General features: G+C 58.6%; 15 protein-coding genes and 1 tRNA gene. 8 read left to right on the plus strand and 8 right to left on the minus strand.

Annotated elements, in window-relative coordinates:
* Position 1: 1 nt before the first annotated feature.
* Together OEU85_RS17320 and OEU85_RS17325 are read right to left on the minus strand one after the other, a co-directional pair.
* Positions 2-397, minus strand: a complete 396-nt coding sequence (locus OEU85_RS17320) for a RidA family protein (RefSeq protein WP_262692787.1) — start codon at positions 395-397, stop codon at positions 2-4.
* Positions 394-822 (minus strand): acyl-CoA thioesterase, encoded by a 429-nt coding sequence (locus tag OEU85_RS17325; protein ID WP_262692788.1) that lies wholly within the window; start codon positions 820-822, stop codon positions 394-396. Before OEU85_RS17325 ends, OEU85_RS17320 begins: the two co-directional genes overlap by 4 nt.
* A gap of 218 nt (positions 823-1,040) precedes the next feature.
* Here OEU85_RS17325 and OEU85_RS17330 point away from each other — a divergent pair, with 218 nt between their 5' ends.
* From OEU85_RS17330 to OEU85_RS17340, 3 genes are all read left to right on the plus strand, one after another.
* A complete protein-coding gene (locus OEU85_RS17330; protein WP_262692789.1) occupies positions 1,041-1,655 on the plus strand; it encodes a hypothetical protein in 615 nt (204 codons plus the stop codon).
* A gap of 114 nt (positions 1,656-1,769) precedes the next feature.
* Positions 1,770-1,892: a hypothetical protein gene (locus tag OEU85_RS17335; RefSeq protein WP_262692790.1), complete on the plus strand. Its 123-nt coding sequence runs from the start codon at positions 1,770-1,772 to the stop codon at positions 1,890-1,892.
* Positions 1,893-1,946: 54 nt separating this feature from the next.
* Complete coding sequence (locus OEU85_RS17340) at positions 1,947-2,438, plus strand: hemerythrin domain-containing protein (protein ID WP_262692791.1); 492 nt, start codon at positions 1,947-1,949, stop codon at positions 2,436-2,438.
* Positions 2,439-2,472: 34 nt separating this feature from the next.
* Here the strand turns inward: OEU85_RS17340 and OEU85_RS17345 are convergent, their stop codons facing one another.
* The 5 genes from OEU85_RS17345 to OEU85_RS17365 all read right to left on the minus strand — a co-directional run bounded on the left by OEU85_RS17345 (position 2,473) and on the right by OEU85_RS17365 (position 7,445).
* The gene (locus OEU85_RS17345; RefSeq protein WP_262692792.1) at positions 2,473-4,077 is read right to left on the minus strand and encodes an AMP-binding protein; all 1,605 of its coding nucleotides are present in this window, start codon (positions 4,075-4,077) and stop codon (positions 2,473-2,475) included.
* Between the two features lie 38 nt (positions 4,078-4,115).
* Entirely contained in the window at positions 4,116-5,300 is a 1,185-nt protein-coding gene (locus tag OEU85_RS17350) for an acyl-CoA dehydrogenase family protein (protein ID WP_262692793.1), read from the minus strand.
* A complete protein-coding gene (locus tag OEU85_RS17355; RefSeq protein WP_262692794.1) occupies positions 5,300-6,109 on the minus strand; it encodes an enoyl-CoA hydratase family protein in 810 nt (269 codons plus the stop codon). The genes OEU85_RS17350 and OEU85_RS17355 overlap by 1 nt, the downstream gene beginning before the upstream one ends.
* 11 nt (positions 6,110-6,120) lie before the next feature.
* A complete protein-coding gene (locus OEU85_RS17360) occupies positions 6,121-6,594 on the minus strand; it encodes a MarR family winged helix-turn-helix transcriptional regulator (RefSeq protein WP_262692795.1) in 474 nt (157 codons plus the stop codon).
* A gap of 89 nt (positions 6,595-6,683) precedes the next feature.
* Entirely contained in the window at positions 6,684-7,445 is a 762-nt protein-coding gene (locus OEU85_RS17365; RefSeq protein ID WP_262692796.1) for an SDR family NAD(P)-dependent oxidoreductase, read from the minus strand.
* A gap of 231 nt (positions 7,446-7,676) precedes the next feature.
* Between OEU85_RS17365 and OEU85_RS17370 the strand changes: the two genes are divergently transcribed.
* The 5 genes from OEU85_RS17370 (at position 7,677) to OEU85_RS17390 (ending at position 13,617) form a co-directional block, all read left to right on the plus strand.
* Positions 7,677-8,303: a hypothetical protein gene (locus tag OEU85_RS17370; protein ID WP_262692797.1), complete on the plus strand. Its 627-nt coding sequence runs from the start codon at positions 7,677-7,679 to the stop codon at positions 8,301-8,303.
* A 178-nt stretch (positions 8,304-8,481) separates the two neighbouring features.
* Positions 8,482-9,255, plus strand: a complete 774-nt coding sequence (locus tag OEU85_RS17375; protein WP_262692798.1) for a metallophosphoesterase family protein — start codon at positions 8,482-8,484, stop codon at positions 9,253-9,255.
* Positions 9,256-9,422: 167 nt separating this feature from the next.
* Positions 9,423-10,718, plus strand: coding sequence for an outer membrane beta-barrel protein (locus OEU85_RS17380; RefSeq protein ID WP_262692799.1), 1,296 nt, complete (start codon positions 9,423-9,425; stop codon positions 10,716-10,718).
* 75 nt (positions 10,719-10,793) lie between these two features.
* Positions 10,794-11,330, plus strand: a complete 537-nt coding sequence (locus OEU85_RS17385; RefSeq protein WP_262692800.1) for a polysaccharide biosynthesis/export family protein — start codon at positions 10,794-10,796, stop codon at positions 11,328-11,330.
* A gap of 22 nt (positions 11,331-11,352) precedes the next feature.
* The gene (locus tag OEU85_RS17390; protein ID WP_262692801.1) at positions 11,353-13,617 is read left to right on the plus strand and encodes a GumC family protein; all 2,265 of its coding nucleotides are present in this window, start codon (positions 11,353-11,355) and stop codon (positions 13,615-13,617) included.
* Between the two features lie 133 nt (positions 13,618-13,750).
* Here OEU85_RS17390 and OEU85_RS17395 read toward each other — a convergent pair.
* Positions 13,751-13,839: transfer RNA gene (locus OEU85_RS17395), tRNA-Ser, on the minus strand.
* Positions 13,840-14,060: the final 221 nt, after the last annotated feature.

The following is a 14,060-nucleotide window of genomic DNA, read 5'->3' on the forward strand; positions in this document are numbered from 1 at the left end:
CTTACGCGTTTGGCAAAACGGCGGTGGTCTCAATTTCGATCTGTGCCTTGTCTTCCATCAGGCGGGAGACTTCCACACACGCCATGGCCGGATAGTTCCTGCCCATCAGCTCGCGCCAGATCTGCCCCATGCCGCGCAGGTTGGCGAGATAGTCATCCCTGTTGGTGACATACCACGTCATGCGGGCGATATGCTCGGGTCCGGCGCCGGCTTCGGCAAGCACAGCCATGGTATTCTCCAATGTCTGGCGCACCTGCCCCAGGAAGTCATCGGCTTCAAACACCATGTCTTTTGTCCAGCCGATCTGGCCTGCGACAAAGATCGTGCGGCCCTCCGCCATGACACCATTTGAATAACCGCTTGGGCGCGGCCAGCCTTCAGGGAGCAGGGTTTTCATGCGTCCTCTCCGGTCTCGTTGGTCCATTTGCCGATCTCGGCGCGAAGGGCATCCGGCCACGGCAGGCTTTTGCCAGTGTTCATATCCATATGGACCAGTATGAGTTTACCGCTCAGGCGCGTTTCCTCCCCACAGCGGGCAGCGATATTCAGGTCGCAACTGGTGCGGCCCAGCCTTGCAACCGAAAGCTCAAAAACCAGGTGGTCCTCAAGCTTGCTGGGGGCATGGAAATCCACCTCGATATGCGCGGTGGGGACCGCGCGCTTTTCCTTCAGGTGAAGCTGCCTGAAGCTGGTGCCAAGGCCGCCGGCGAACCAGTCTTCGACAAGGTCGTTGATCAGGCCGAAGTAGCGTGGGTAGAACATGATGCCCGCCGCATCCACATGGGCAAACCGTACTTGCACATCATTTTTGAACACTGCCATAGCCTGTCCCCTTGGTGTCGATCCGGCATTTATTTTAGCACTAAATTATTTTTCAGACAAGTATGGTGTCGAAGAAGCACGAGGGACAGCGAAACGCCGGAATGCCGGGGTTTCAGATAAGAAAAGGTGATTCGCGAGCGACAAGGTACCATGAGATAATTGGCGTATCTGGTGGGCCGCTGGTGTGGACCGGCGCCGCCATTGCGGAGCTTCATAACATGAGAATGGTTATCCTGGTGGCTGCCTTTGGTATGCTGGGGGGTACGCTTGTCCTGTCACCAGTGGCGAGTCCCGCAGTCCATGCGCAAACGGTCACGGCCGAACGGGCTGTGCAGGCGCAACTGATAGCATTGGCACAATCTGGTGATTGGGATGGTTTTGGTGACCTTGTCGATACACAGGTTGCCGCTGGCAACACTGCCATGCTGGTCCGGATTGCCGGAAATCTGGCGGATATGGGGCTGACGCTTGCTGACGCGGACGACGAAGCAGCTGTTGCGCTTGAGCTGGCCGCGCTGGCGCTGGCGGACAACGCCAGTATCGCGGGCGCGGATCAGGGACTTGCCGCACGGGTTGGCAGCGCTGCAGGGAAGGTACGGACCAAAATTGCAGGGCGTAACCCTTCGGGCGCAGCCGCACTTGCGTCAGCAGCAGCGCGCAGCAGCGCCACAGGGCTCTTTGCGGCCTACAGCAGCGGTGCGCTGGCCGCGCAGAACACGGGCAACACTTCCGCCACGGTGCTGACGCGTTTGAGCCCACCCCGTCCAGACCAGGAAGAGGTGCCTGTGATTGTGGAGGCCAACCCGTCACAATCAGGTAGCCCAACCTCATAGGCGGTCGGCTTTCGTCCCGAAGGTCGGGGCTATGCTCCGGCCTTTTTAATGGCAGCCTTCCCCAGAATGACTTTATCGCGCCATGGTTTTGCTGCGAGAGGGAAACGCGGGGGTATGGGTATGTTATCTGATGGCACCCTCAAGCGCCGGGCGTGGCTGAAGGCGGATAATGCCTCCTTTGATGCCGCCCTTATGTCTGCTTTACAGGGGCGGGCAGCTGCTCCCATCGATATTTGACGTGTGACTTGGCAGCATGTTCCTTCCAAGCCACAGACGATCGGGAGTATAGCCATGAGCATCTACACGAAAATCAAGGAAGACCACGACGAGATGCGCGATCTCTTGCAGCGGATTGAAGCCCTTGGCCCGCACGAGAATGACGCGCGTGATAACCTTTTCAATATGTTGAAGGAGAAGGCGATTGTACACAGCAAGGCGGAAGAGAAGGCTTTCTATAATCCGCTCAAGCGGTTCAAGGGCCTGAAGGAAGAGATCGAACACGGCAGGGAGGAGCATGAGGAAGCTGAACAACTGCTGGAGGAGCTGACAGACACGTCGCTCGGCGGTACAGCCTGGATGCAGAAGTTCCGCAGCCTTAAAGACTCGCTCGAGCATCACATGAACGAGGAAGAACGTGAAATCTTCCCCGATGCTGAGGAAGTTCTCTCCCGCGAGCGTGAAGAGAATATGGAGCAGGAGATGATCGAGCGGGAAGACAAGGAAAAGTACGACAGCGATATCGACCATCGCCGTCATGCCCATGTATGGGATAGCTTGCTCTAAAGGGTATATATTTTCCTCGTGAAAGGAGGCGCTGTCATTCGCACGGCGCCTCTTTCAGTTTGAAACGCTGCAGTTTGCCGGTCTGGGTTTTTGGCAGCGCCTTCTTGAATTCGATGGCACGCGGGTATTTATAGGGTGCAATGGTCTGTTTCACGTGAAGCTGCAGCGCTTCCTTGAGCGCGTCATCCCCGTTTGCCCCGGGTGCCAGTACCACAAAAGCTTTGACGATCTGTCCGCGGGCTTCATCAGGTACGCCGACAACCGCGCATTCGGCAACCGCAGCATGTGCCAGCAGCGCGGCTTCCACCTCCGGCCCGCCGATGTTGTACCCCGACGAGATGATCATATCGTCCGACCGTGCGATGAAGGTGAAATAGCCATCTTCGCTCTCATGGTAGGTATCGCCCGTGATGTTCCAGCCGTTTTGCACATAGCGCGCTTGCCGCTTGTCCGCCATATAGCGGCAGCCGGTTGGCCCCTTGACTGCCAGCCGCCCGGTGGCGGGCGGCGTGAGAATGTTGCCGTCCTCGTCCTGCACGCAGGCTTCATAGCCCGGGACCGGCTTGCCGGTTGATCCGGGACGGATTTCATCTTCCCGCGCGGCGATGAAAATATGGATCATCTCGGTCGCGCCGATGCCGTCCATCAGCTTGAGGCCCGTCTGGTCGAACCACGCCTGCCAAGTGGCTTCGGGCAGGCTTTCGCCGGCCGACACGCAGCGCCGCAGGCTTGAGATATCGCGCCCGTCCAGCTTGGCCAGCAGCGCACGGTAGGCGGTGGGCGCGGTGAACAACATGGTCACCCCGGCGTGCTCGATAATATCCATCAGCGCCTCAGGCGTGGGCGCGCCGGGCAGGGCGGTGGCAGCGCCAAAGCGGGCGGGGAAGACCACCAGCCCGCCCAGGCCAAAGGTGAAAGCGATAGGGGGCGAGCCGCAGAAAACGTCGGTCTCATTGGGGGCGAGGATATGGGCGGCGTATGTGTCCGCCATCGCCAGCACGTCGCGGTGGAAATGCATGCAGGCCTTGGGGGCACCCGTCGTGCCGGAGGTGAATGCCAGAAGCGCCACATCATCCTGCGCAGTATCGACCGGGTCAAAACCGCGGTCCTTGCCCGCCATGCGGGCTTCAAGTGCCGCGCCTTCTTCGCCAAATCCGATGACGACCACGCTGTTCCTGGCTTGTGTTGCGGCGGCGGACAGCTCGTCCATCAGGATATTTTCTGTCAGTGCAATGGTGACGTCGGCTTTGTCGCATATTTTCACCAGCTCCGGCGCGCGCAACAGCGGCATGGTCGCGACCGCCACCCCGCCCGCTTTGAGGGTGGCGTACCAGCAGGCGATCATCATCGGGGTATTGCGGCCACGCAGGAGCACGCGCCCGCCGGGCACAAGGCCCAGGTCTTCGGTCAGAACGCGGGCAATGCGGTTTACCGTTGCTGTCAGCGCCGCATAAGTCCACTGGCCCTCGGGCCAGATGACCGCAGGCCGGTCAGGCTTGCCGGTGCTCAACAGTTCATGCGCGGCGTTCAGCCGCTCGGGGTAGGCAAGGGTGGGCAGGTCGAACTTCAGTTCGGGCCAAAGCGCCTTGTCCGGCAGGTTGTCGCGCGTGAAGCTGTCTGTGTGCGCTGAGGTGTACATGGTTCCGGGCTCCCCTCCCAACATGTTTTTCCGGCGGTTTAATCCGCCAGTAGTTGCCTGGCGATCACCAGTTTCTGCACTTCTGACGCGCCCTCATAGATCCTGAGTGCGCGGATCTCGCGGTATAGTTCCTCCACCTTCACGCCCTTTGTGACGCCCATGCCGCCAAACATCTGCAACGCCTTGTCGATCACGCTTTGCGCGCTGTCGGTGGCGTATAGTTTGGCCATGGCCGCTTCGCGGGTGACGCGCGGGGCGCCGCTGTCCTTTGTCCATGCGGCGCGGTAGATCAGCAGCGCGCTGGCATCGATATCAAGCGCCATCTCTGCCAGCCGTTCCTGCGTGATCGGCAGGTCCGCGAGCGGAGCACCGAACAGCTCGCGGCTGCGGGTACGCGATAGGGCTTCATCAAGCGCACGGCGGGCAAAACCAAGCGCGGCCGCGCCGACGGTGGAGCGGAAGATATCAAGGGTGGCCATGGCCAGCTTGAAGCCTTCGCCGCGTTTGCCCAGAAGTTTGTCCGCGCCTACCTTGCAGCCATCAAACGTGAGGCGGCCCAAGGGGTGCGGCGCGATGACCTCAATACGTTCCTTCACCGCAAAGCCCGGCGTGTCGGCATCCAGCACCACGGCAGACAGGCCCCGCGCGCCCGGTGCTTCGCCGGTGCGGGCGAACACGCAGTAAAAGTCGGCAATGCCGCCATTGGAGATATAGGTCTTCTCACCCGTCAGCTTGAAGCCGCTTTTGCTTTCCTTGAGCCTGGTGGTGATCTGCGCCACATCGGACCCGGCCTCGGGCTCCGTGAGGGCAAAGGCGGCTATTTTCTCGCCCGACGCCACGTGTGGCAGATAGCTGGCCTTGAGGTCGTCGCTGCCCGCCAGCGTTATGGCACCGGAGCCCAGCCCCTGCATGGCGAAGGCGAAATCGGCAAGACCGGAGTGCCGTGCCAGCGTCTCGCGGATGATGCACAGCGAGCGTACGTCAAGCTGGTCGTGCATGCCGCCGTACGCCTTGGGCACGGCATATTTCAGCCAGCCACCGGCACCCAGTGTGTGCACAAGGATGCGGCAGGTGGCATCCACATCGTCATGGGCGTTGGGGGCGTCCACGATGGGCGGCAGATATTCGCTGGCCCATGCATCAAGCTCACGCGCCAGCACGCGGTGGTGGTCGTCGAAAAACGGCCAGGAAAGGAAACTTCTGTCTGCTGTCTGCTTTGCCATCAGTCGCCCTCAAACACCGGTTTCTGTTTGGCGACAAAGGCGTGGTAGGCGCGTTCAAAATCCTTGGTCTGCATGCAGATGGCCTGTGCCTGTGCCTCGGCCTCGATCGCGGTATCAAGGCTCATGTCCCATTCCATGTTCAGCTGGTTTTTGGTCATGGCGTTGGCGAATGTTGGCCCGCTTGCCAGCCGCGCGGCCAGTTCCTTCGCCTCGCTCATCAGCTTGGACTTGCTGACAACGCGGTTGAAGAAACCCCAGCGTTCGCCTTCCTCGGCGCTCATGGTGCGGCCGGTGAACAGCAGGTCCGACGCGCGGCCCTGCCCGATGATGCGCGGCAGGATGGCGCAGGCTCCCATGTCACAACCCGCCAGCCCGACGCGGTTAAAAAGAAACGCGGTGCGCGCCTCCTTGGTGGCCAGCCGCATGTCTGACGCCATGGAGATAATCGCCCCCGCGCCAACGCTGATGCCGTCCACGGCCGCGATGATCGGCTGCGGACAGCCGCGCATGGCCTTGACAAGGTCCCCGGTCATGCGGGTGAACTTCAGCAGGTCCGGCATGTCCATTTTTACCAGCGGGCCGATGATCTCATGCACGTCCCCGCCTGAGGAGAAATTGCCGCCCGCGCCCGCCATAATGATGGCCTTGACCTCGGGCACATACACAAGGTTGCGGAACATGTCGCGCATCTCGGCGTAGCTCTCGAACGTCAACGGGTTCATGCGGTCCGGGCGGTTGAGGGTGACGGTGGCGACACCGTCCTTGAAGTCCCACAGGAAATGCTCGGGGTTGAAAGTTTTCGGGTCCATCGGGCTGTCCTTTATTCTGTGCTGGCTGTAGGGGCGGCGGTGCCAAGTTTGTCGAGGATGCCTTGCAGCGTCCGGTGGTCTTTGTCGCTCAGCATGCCGAAGATATCGTCGACCCACGTGGCGTGCTCTGCCGCCATGGCTTCGAACATGGTGCGGCCGGCGTTTGACAATTGTGCGACAGCCGCGCGGGCGTCGTCGGGGCAGGGTTTGCGTTCCACCAGTCCCTCTTTCATCAAGGGCGCCATTACCTGGGTGACATTGCCGTTCGATACCATGAGCTGTTTGGAAAGCTCCGACAGGCGCACGCCACCCCTGGGCGCGCGGTAAAGGTTGGCAAGGATATCAAAACGCGAGAGCGAAACGCCGTGCGCGGCCTGCATGCGCGCCGTCAGCGCCTTCCTGATCGCATTGCTGGAGCCCAGAAGCTTCAGCCAGCTCCTCAGGGCCTGCTGCTGCTGTTCGTCTATCCCCGGATGATGTGCCATCAATTTCTCCCGCCTGATTATTTTATTTTAGCACTAAATTAAATGCGCATCAAGCGACGCTGTGTGCCGTCTTTTAGCTTGCTGGTGGCTTACATGACTTCGCCGCCTGCGACGGCGATTGCCTGCCCGTTCATGGCGGCGGCCCCGGCGCGCGCGAGCCAGTAGATAGTGTCGGCCACTTCCTCGGGGCGGATCAGGCGGCCTTCGGGATTGTGCTTGGTCAGTTCCTTCAAGGCCTCGTCAGCACCGCGACCGGTCTTTTCGACAATGTTGCTGACGGATGCGCGCACGATGTCGGTATCGGTGAAGCCGGGGCAGACGGCATTGACGGTCACGCCGCTGCCGGCCAGTTCAAGCGCCAGCGCGCGCGTCATGCCCACCACGCCGTGTTTCGCGGCGGTGTAGGCGCTGGTGTAGGCATAGCCCTTGAGCCCTGCCGTGCTGGCAACGGTAATAATGCGGCCAAAGCCCGCCTTTTTCATGTGTGGCACCACGGCGCGGGTGCACAGGAAAACCCCAGTCAGGTTGACATCCAGCGCCGCGCGCCAGTCATCCAGGCTGATACGGTGCAGCGGCGCGGTTTTGGCTGCTCCCGCGTTATTAATGAGCACATCAGGCATCATATTCTGGCTGTCCAGATTCTCAAATGCGACGGTCACGGCGGCTTCGTCCGTCACATCAAGCGGCAGCGCGGTGCTGCCGGGCAAATGATTGGTGGCAGCTTCAAGGCGGGACTTGCTGCGCCCGGCCAGGATAATCTTGTGTCCGGCGTTTGCGAACTGCCGTGCGGTGGCAAGGCCGATGCCGGAGCCACCGCCGGTGATCAGTACGACGTGTTGTTTGTCAGCCATTTTTGTCCTCCGGTCCGGCAATAGTTTAGAGCTAAATTATTATGCCTGCAAGCGCGATGGTCGGGCCGGGCGTGTGGCAAAAAGGCACCACGCGTTCGCATGTGCCGCTCATGTGCTTGATTTGCTGAATTTTTTTTTGACTCATGTCGGGCCATGTGGGAGACTTAAGCGGAATTTTGTCTACCGTGTACGTCCACCGTGATGGGGCGGTGAAATTTATGGAGCAAAATAATGCGTTTGGCAATTTTAGTTGCAGCACTTGGTATTGTGACCGGCCTACCGGCGCTTTCACCATCTCTTGCCCCTGCCGCGACGGCGCAGTCGACGGCAATGACGATGGAAGAGCGCGCCCTCCAGGCGCAGGTTGTCGCGCTGGCTCAGGCTGGTGACACAGCAGGCCTTCAGGCATTGATCAACCGGCAGGTTGCGGCAGGCAAAGCAGGGCTGCTGGCGAAAGTGGCAAAATCTGTTGCCGCGATGGCTGAACAGCTTGCCGAGAGCGACTCCGCAAGCTCAGCGGCGTTGGTTTCCGCTGCGGTTGTTGTTGTGTCTGACGCGTCGGTGTCGGCGTCTGATGAGGATGCGGCGACGGCGGTTGGGTCCTCTGCGTCAGCTGTCGTGACAGCGGTGGCTGAAAGTGATCCGGATGCTGCGGCGTCGGTCCAGATTGTGGTGTCGGCGAGCGGTAGCTCTTCCGTGCAGCAAGCGTTTATGGCGCCAACCACCACGACCACCACCACGCAGCAACAAACCGGGTCGACGCAGACGGTTCGGCGGAGTGGTCGTTTAGGGTCAACAGATTCGGAGGTGCCGGTTGCTGAAGAGCCAAGCCAGGCGCAGGCGGGTAGCCCGACCTAATCAGTTGACTTTGCCGTTTAGCGGTGGGGTGCAGACAAAGGTGAAGGTTGATGACCTTCGCCTTTTTTGTTGCTATGACGCCCTGATGTTATGGCTTTATGCCATACGGTGTGCGTATTGACGGGGTAGATGGTTGGCATCTTTTTGGCGAAAATTTCTCAGGCTTGGGGCGGGCGCAATGAACCCTGCACCGCATGCTGCCGGGGGAGCCGCGCCGGAGCCGGTCCGGCGTGACTGGCGGTTGCCGGAGGATGTACTGGTATATGCCATTGGCGATATCCACGGGCGACTTGACCTGCTTGAGCAACTGCTGGAGAAAATCGAGGCAGACAGGGCGGCCCAGTGGGGCGTATGGGATGCCTATGTCGTTTTCCTTGGCGATTATGTCGACCGCGGGTTCCAGTCCCGCGAGGTGATTGAGTATCTGTTGGCCTTCCGGCCCGCCGGGGTGACGCCGATTTTTCTGCGCGGCAACCATGAAGACCTGCTGCTGCGTTTCATCGATGACCCGATGATGGCGGAGGTCTGGCTGAATGTAGGCGGCGTGGCAACGATGTCGAGCTATGGTGTCGACATCCAGGCCCCTGATATCGCCGGGGATATTCTTGCGGCGTCTGACGGTTTTTCAAAGGCGTTTCCGGCACGGCACCGGGCGTTCCTTGAAGGGCTGCCGGTCAACTGGCAGAAAGGCGATTATTTTTTTGTGCATGCAGGCCTCAGGCCAGGTGTGCCGCTGGCGCAGCAGCGACCGCGTGACATGACCACGATCAGGCAGGATTTTACACTGACAAACCATGATTTTGGCGTGTGTGTTGTTCATGGTCACACAGGTGTCAGAAATCCAGAGCATAACGGCAACCGTATAGCAGTAGATACCGGGGCCTTTGCCACCGGTGTTTTAACTGCTGTTGCATTACAGGATGAAGATGTGCGATTTATCTCCACCACCTAAATAAAATAGTGTTGCATTAGCGCAACATCTGAAACTATTATTGTTTTCATATACTTCGGGCCCTGTTTGCATTGATTAAACAAGGTTTGATCCGTGTATATTGTGCAAAGATTCAAGACATTGACGCGCCCTGTATTTCAGGCACTCTTCCAACTGGGGTAAGATAGATGAAAAATCAGAAGACCATGATTGTGGCCTCCATTCTTATGGGCGGAACAGCATTGGCACCAGCCGCTTTCGCTCAAGACGCTACAGCTGAAGGCGACGCTGTACGGTCTGTTTATGAGCGTTACCGCCCGGACTATGATGCACCGGGTGTGCGATCGGGCAGCTTTCTCTTTTACCCCTCAGCAACAGTTGCGGGCAAATACAGCTCAAACATCTACGCGGAGGAGAGCGGTGTGACCGACGATTTCATCGTCAACGTCAAGCCATCGTTCAATCTTGTCTCGGACTGGAATACCAGCTATTTCAGCCTGTCGGCTAAAGCCGATATCGGGCGTTATGTTGATAACGGCTCGGAGGATTACGAGGACTACGGCCTGAGCATGAATGGCCGCAAGGATATCTCCTACGGCACGGACCTTCATGCCAGTGTATCCTATGACCAGTTGCACGAAGATCGTGGTTCGGCGGATTCGCCGGGTGCCGCGGCCGAGCAGACCAAATACAGCGTCTTCAAGGCGGGTGCTGGTTTCAAGCGTGACGTGTCTGTGATGTCTCTGGCTGTCGACGGCGAGTTTGCGAAGCGCGACTATGATGACAGCGCGGTATTTGGCGGCGGCACGCCAATCAACAACGACGATCGGGACCGTGATCGCTGGACCGGTAAGGCACGGGTTGGCTATGAAATGGCGAATGGCTATGAAGCCTTTGTTCGTGTCGTGGGCGACCGCGTGGAATATGACAATTCGAAAGAAGATGGCGGTCCAAACCGTAACTCCGACGGCTATGAAGCTGTTGCGGGTGCCGCATTTGACCTCACCGGCAAGTCCAAGGGCGAATTCTACGTCGGTTATATGAAACGGTCTTATGACTCAGACACCATCGGTTCCATCGACGGGCTGAATTATGGTGCCGACCTGCTGTGGAATGTGACCGGGCTGACCTCTTTCCGTGCGACGGTAAAACGTTCGATCGAAGAGACAACGGTTGGCGGCCTGAACGGCAATGGTGTGCCGACGCTGGCTTCAGGCGTTGTGACCAGCCTTTATTCGGGCCGCGTAGAGCATGAGCTGCGCCGCAACCTGCTGCTCAACGGTGTCCTGAGCTATACCACGCAGGATTATCGCCGGACGGTTCGGGAAGACGATATTATTGGTGCTAAACTCGGCATGAAATATCTGCTCAATCCGAATTTCAACGTCAATGCGGGTTATAACTATGATTACCGTTCGACCAATCAACAGGGCCAGGATTATCAGCGCCATTCGTTTATGGTTGGTGTAACGGGTCAATGGTAAGTATACTCCTCGACCATACTGAAAGTTTCATGGTTACGGTTGGTTGAGGTAATGCTTAAAACAAGAATCATTATAATGTTGTTCGTGGCGAATCTGTTTGGGTTCGCCACGACTGTTGCTGCGCAGGACGCATCGGCACAGGCGTTGGATGTTGCCCGGTATCAGTTGGGATCGGGCGACAAGATCCGTGTCACCGTTTATGGCGAAGAAGATCTCTCGGGCGAGTTCGAGCTTGATGGCACCGGGCTGGTGGCGCTGCCGCTGATCGGCCCTGTCAGCGTTGGTGGCAACGATGTTGCGACCGCTGAAAAAGCCATTGGTGAAAAACTGGCGGATGGCTACCTCGTCAACCCGCGGGTGAGTATCGAGGTTCTCAACTATCGTCCGTTCTATATATTGGGCGAAGTCAAGCAGCCGGGTAGTTACCCCTATGTGAACGGCATGACGGTTTTGAACGCGATCGCGCTGGCCTCGGGCTTTACCTATCGTGCAAACGAAAAAAAGATCGTGATTACACGAAAAGTGAATGGCGAAGAGAGAAAGGTTACCGTTGAAGATACGACGCTGGTCTATCCAGGTGACATCATCCGCGTGCCAGAGCGCTTCTTCTAAGCGTATAGTTAGGTGTTAACTCATGTACGACAATCCATATTCTGGCCCGGACAAAAGCTCCGCTGAAAGCGTGGCGCCGCAAGAAGAAACGCCGATCGATATCCGCGCCATTGCCCTTGTGCTCTGGCGGCGGAAATGGGTCATTGTCAATACGGCGATTTTGATAACCCTGTTGACAGCGGTTGTCGTCTTTCAGTTGAAACCCAGGTATACGGCGGCAACGATGCTCGCTATGGAAACACGGCAGAACCGCGTTGTGGACCTTGAGGCCGTGATGTCAGGCCTTGGCACCGACCAGTCGGCGATCAAAACCGAAATCGACGTTCTGAGCTCGCGGCGGCTTGCCGGCAAGCTTGTTGATACCCAGAAGCTGGTGGAAGACCCGGAATTCAACCCGGCGCTGAAAAGCAAGGGCGGGATACTTCATGCGCTGAACCCAATGACGTATCTGCCGGACGCCTGGCGTGATGCGCTGCTTGGCGGCGGCACGGACGGCCTGTCGGCGGCGGATATCCAGGCCGCGGAACGCGCGCAGGTGGTCAACAATGTACTGGCGGGTCTGACCGTTACAAACCCGCCGCGCTCCTACACGCTTATTATTGCGTTTGAATCCCTGAGTGCCAAGAAGTCGGCGAAGCTCGCCAACTCGCTGGCCAATCTTTACCTCACCGACCAGCTGGAAGTGAAATTCGAGGCGACAGAGCGCGCCAATGAATGGCTGAACGAGCGGGTTTACGAGCTGCGGGAGAAGGTGCGGATTTCCGAACAGGCAGCGCAGCAGTTTCGTGAAGTGAACAGGTTGGTTCAGACCCAGTCGGCCGGGCTTGTCAGCGAACAGCAGTTGGCGCAGCTCAATACGCAGTTGGTGACGGCCCGCACGGAACTGGCACGCATTGAAGCACGTGAGCGCCAGATAGAGCAGAATGTGGCGTCGGGGACAGTGGAAGAATCAGGGCTTCTTGAGGTTGTGCAGTCGCCGCTGATCCAGCGTCTGAAGGAACAGGAATCAGAGGTCCGCAGACGCCGTGCCGAACTGGCAACCCGCTATGGCCCCAAGCACCCCCGCATGATGAATGTGGAAGCGGAGCTCGGCGACCTCAAAAACAAGATATCGCTGGAGATCAACAAGATCGTTTCCGGTATTCGAGGCGAGGCTGAAGTTGCAGCCATCCGGGTACGTACCCTTGAGGAAAACCTGGAGGCGCTCAAGCAGGAAAGCTTCACGGTCAGCCGGGCTCAGGTCCAGATGCGCGAACTTGACCGCGAAGCGGAAGCCAACCGGCTCCTGCTGCAAACCTTCCTGACCCGCTTCAAGGAAACGTCAAGCCAGGACGGCATTCAGCAGGCGGATGCCCGGGTGATTTCGCAGGCAGATGTACCAACGTTCCCATCCTTCCCGAAAAAGAAGGTCATCCTTCTGGTGGCGATGGTGGCCGGTGTGGCAGCAGGCGTTGGCCTTGCCTTCCTGCTGGAGACGCTCGACAACGGCTACCGCAGCCCCGAGAACCTTCGCCAGGACCTCAACCTGCGGCCGCTTGGCATGATACCGCTGGTTGGCAAGGCTGTTTTGCAAAGCGGCGGGCCTGAGAAATATATCATTGCGAAACCCACGTCTTCTTTTGCGGAGGCTCACCGCAGCATCCATGCGTCGCTGATGTTCAGCGGCCCCGGCGGCATCACACCAAAAGTTCTGGCGGTGACCTCCTCCATTCCGGGGGAAGGCAAGTCGACGGCGACACTTTGTCTCGCGCACATACTGGGTCGCACCGGGATCAAGGTACTGGTTGTGGAGGCCGATTTGCGTCGCCCGGTCCTGCGCAAGCGTCTCGGCATCGACAAGGATGATTATGTCAGCCTGAACAATGTGATTTCGAGCGAGCCGATAAAGCCCGGCATGTCCATCTACAAGGATGAGACAAGCGGTATCGATGTGATGTGGGCCGACAAGGAAGACAACCCGCAGAAATGTTTTGCCGCACCTGAATTCCAGTCCTTTCTCAGTGAAGCTCGCCAGCAGTATGATCTTGTCCTGATCGATACCCCACCGGTTATGGCGGTTTCGGACGCGATGATCATCTCGAAATATGCTGAGAGCATCATGTTTGTGGTGCAATGGGAAGCGACCGCCAAAGGTATTGTGAAGACAGCCGTGAAGCAGCTGACACAGACCGGGGTACCGCTCGTCGGTGCTGTGCTCACTCAGGTGGATGTGAAACGTCACCGTGGGTACGGTTACGGCGACCAGGGCTACTATTATGGTGGCAAGAGCAACTATTATACAAACTAGCATGCTTGCTAAGGTGCTGGGGCGGCGCGCCTGCGCCGCCATGCGACAATATTCGCCACAGCGGAACGGGAAAGGCGCCATTCGGGCGTCTTTTTTATGGCTTCTTTTTGTCGGTTTCCTGAAGGCTGTGTGATGGCGGAGCCGGAGGGATTCGAACCCTCGAGGGGCAGGACCCCAACACGCTTTCCAGGCGTGCGCCTTAAACCGCTCGGCCACGGCTCCGTCTCAAGGCAGCCCCGGTTTCATCCTGCTCAACACCGGGTGCGGGGCGCACTATAGCCATGTTGTACTCAAAGGCAAGCGCGAATTTTACCTGCCAAATGATCGTCATTTGAGTTGCCGCGGTGGTGCGACGGGCCCAAGCGCGCGGCGGAAGATAACGGACGCGTGACAAGCGCTCCGGCTGCGTGGTAACCTTAACGCGCATTAACTATAATAATTAT

The sequence above is a fragment of the Kordiimonas aestuarii genome (assembly GCF_025574465.1).
GTDB lineage: Bacteria > Pseudomonadota > Alphaproteobacteria > Sphingomonadales > Kordiimonadaceae > Kordiimonas > Kordiimonas aestuarii.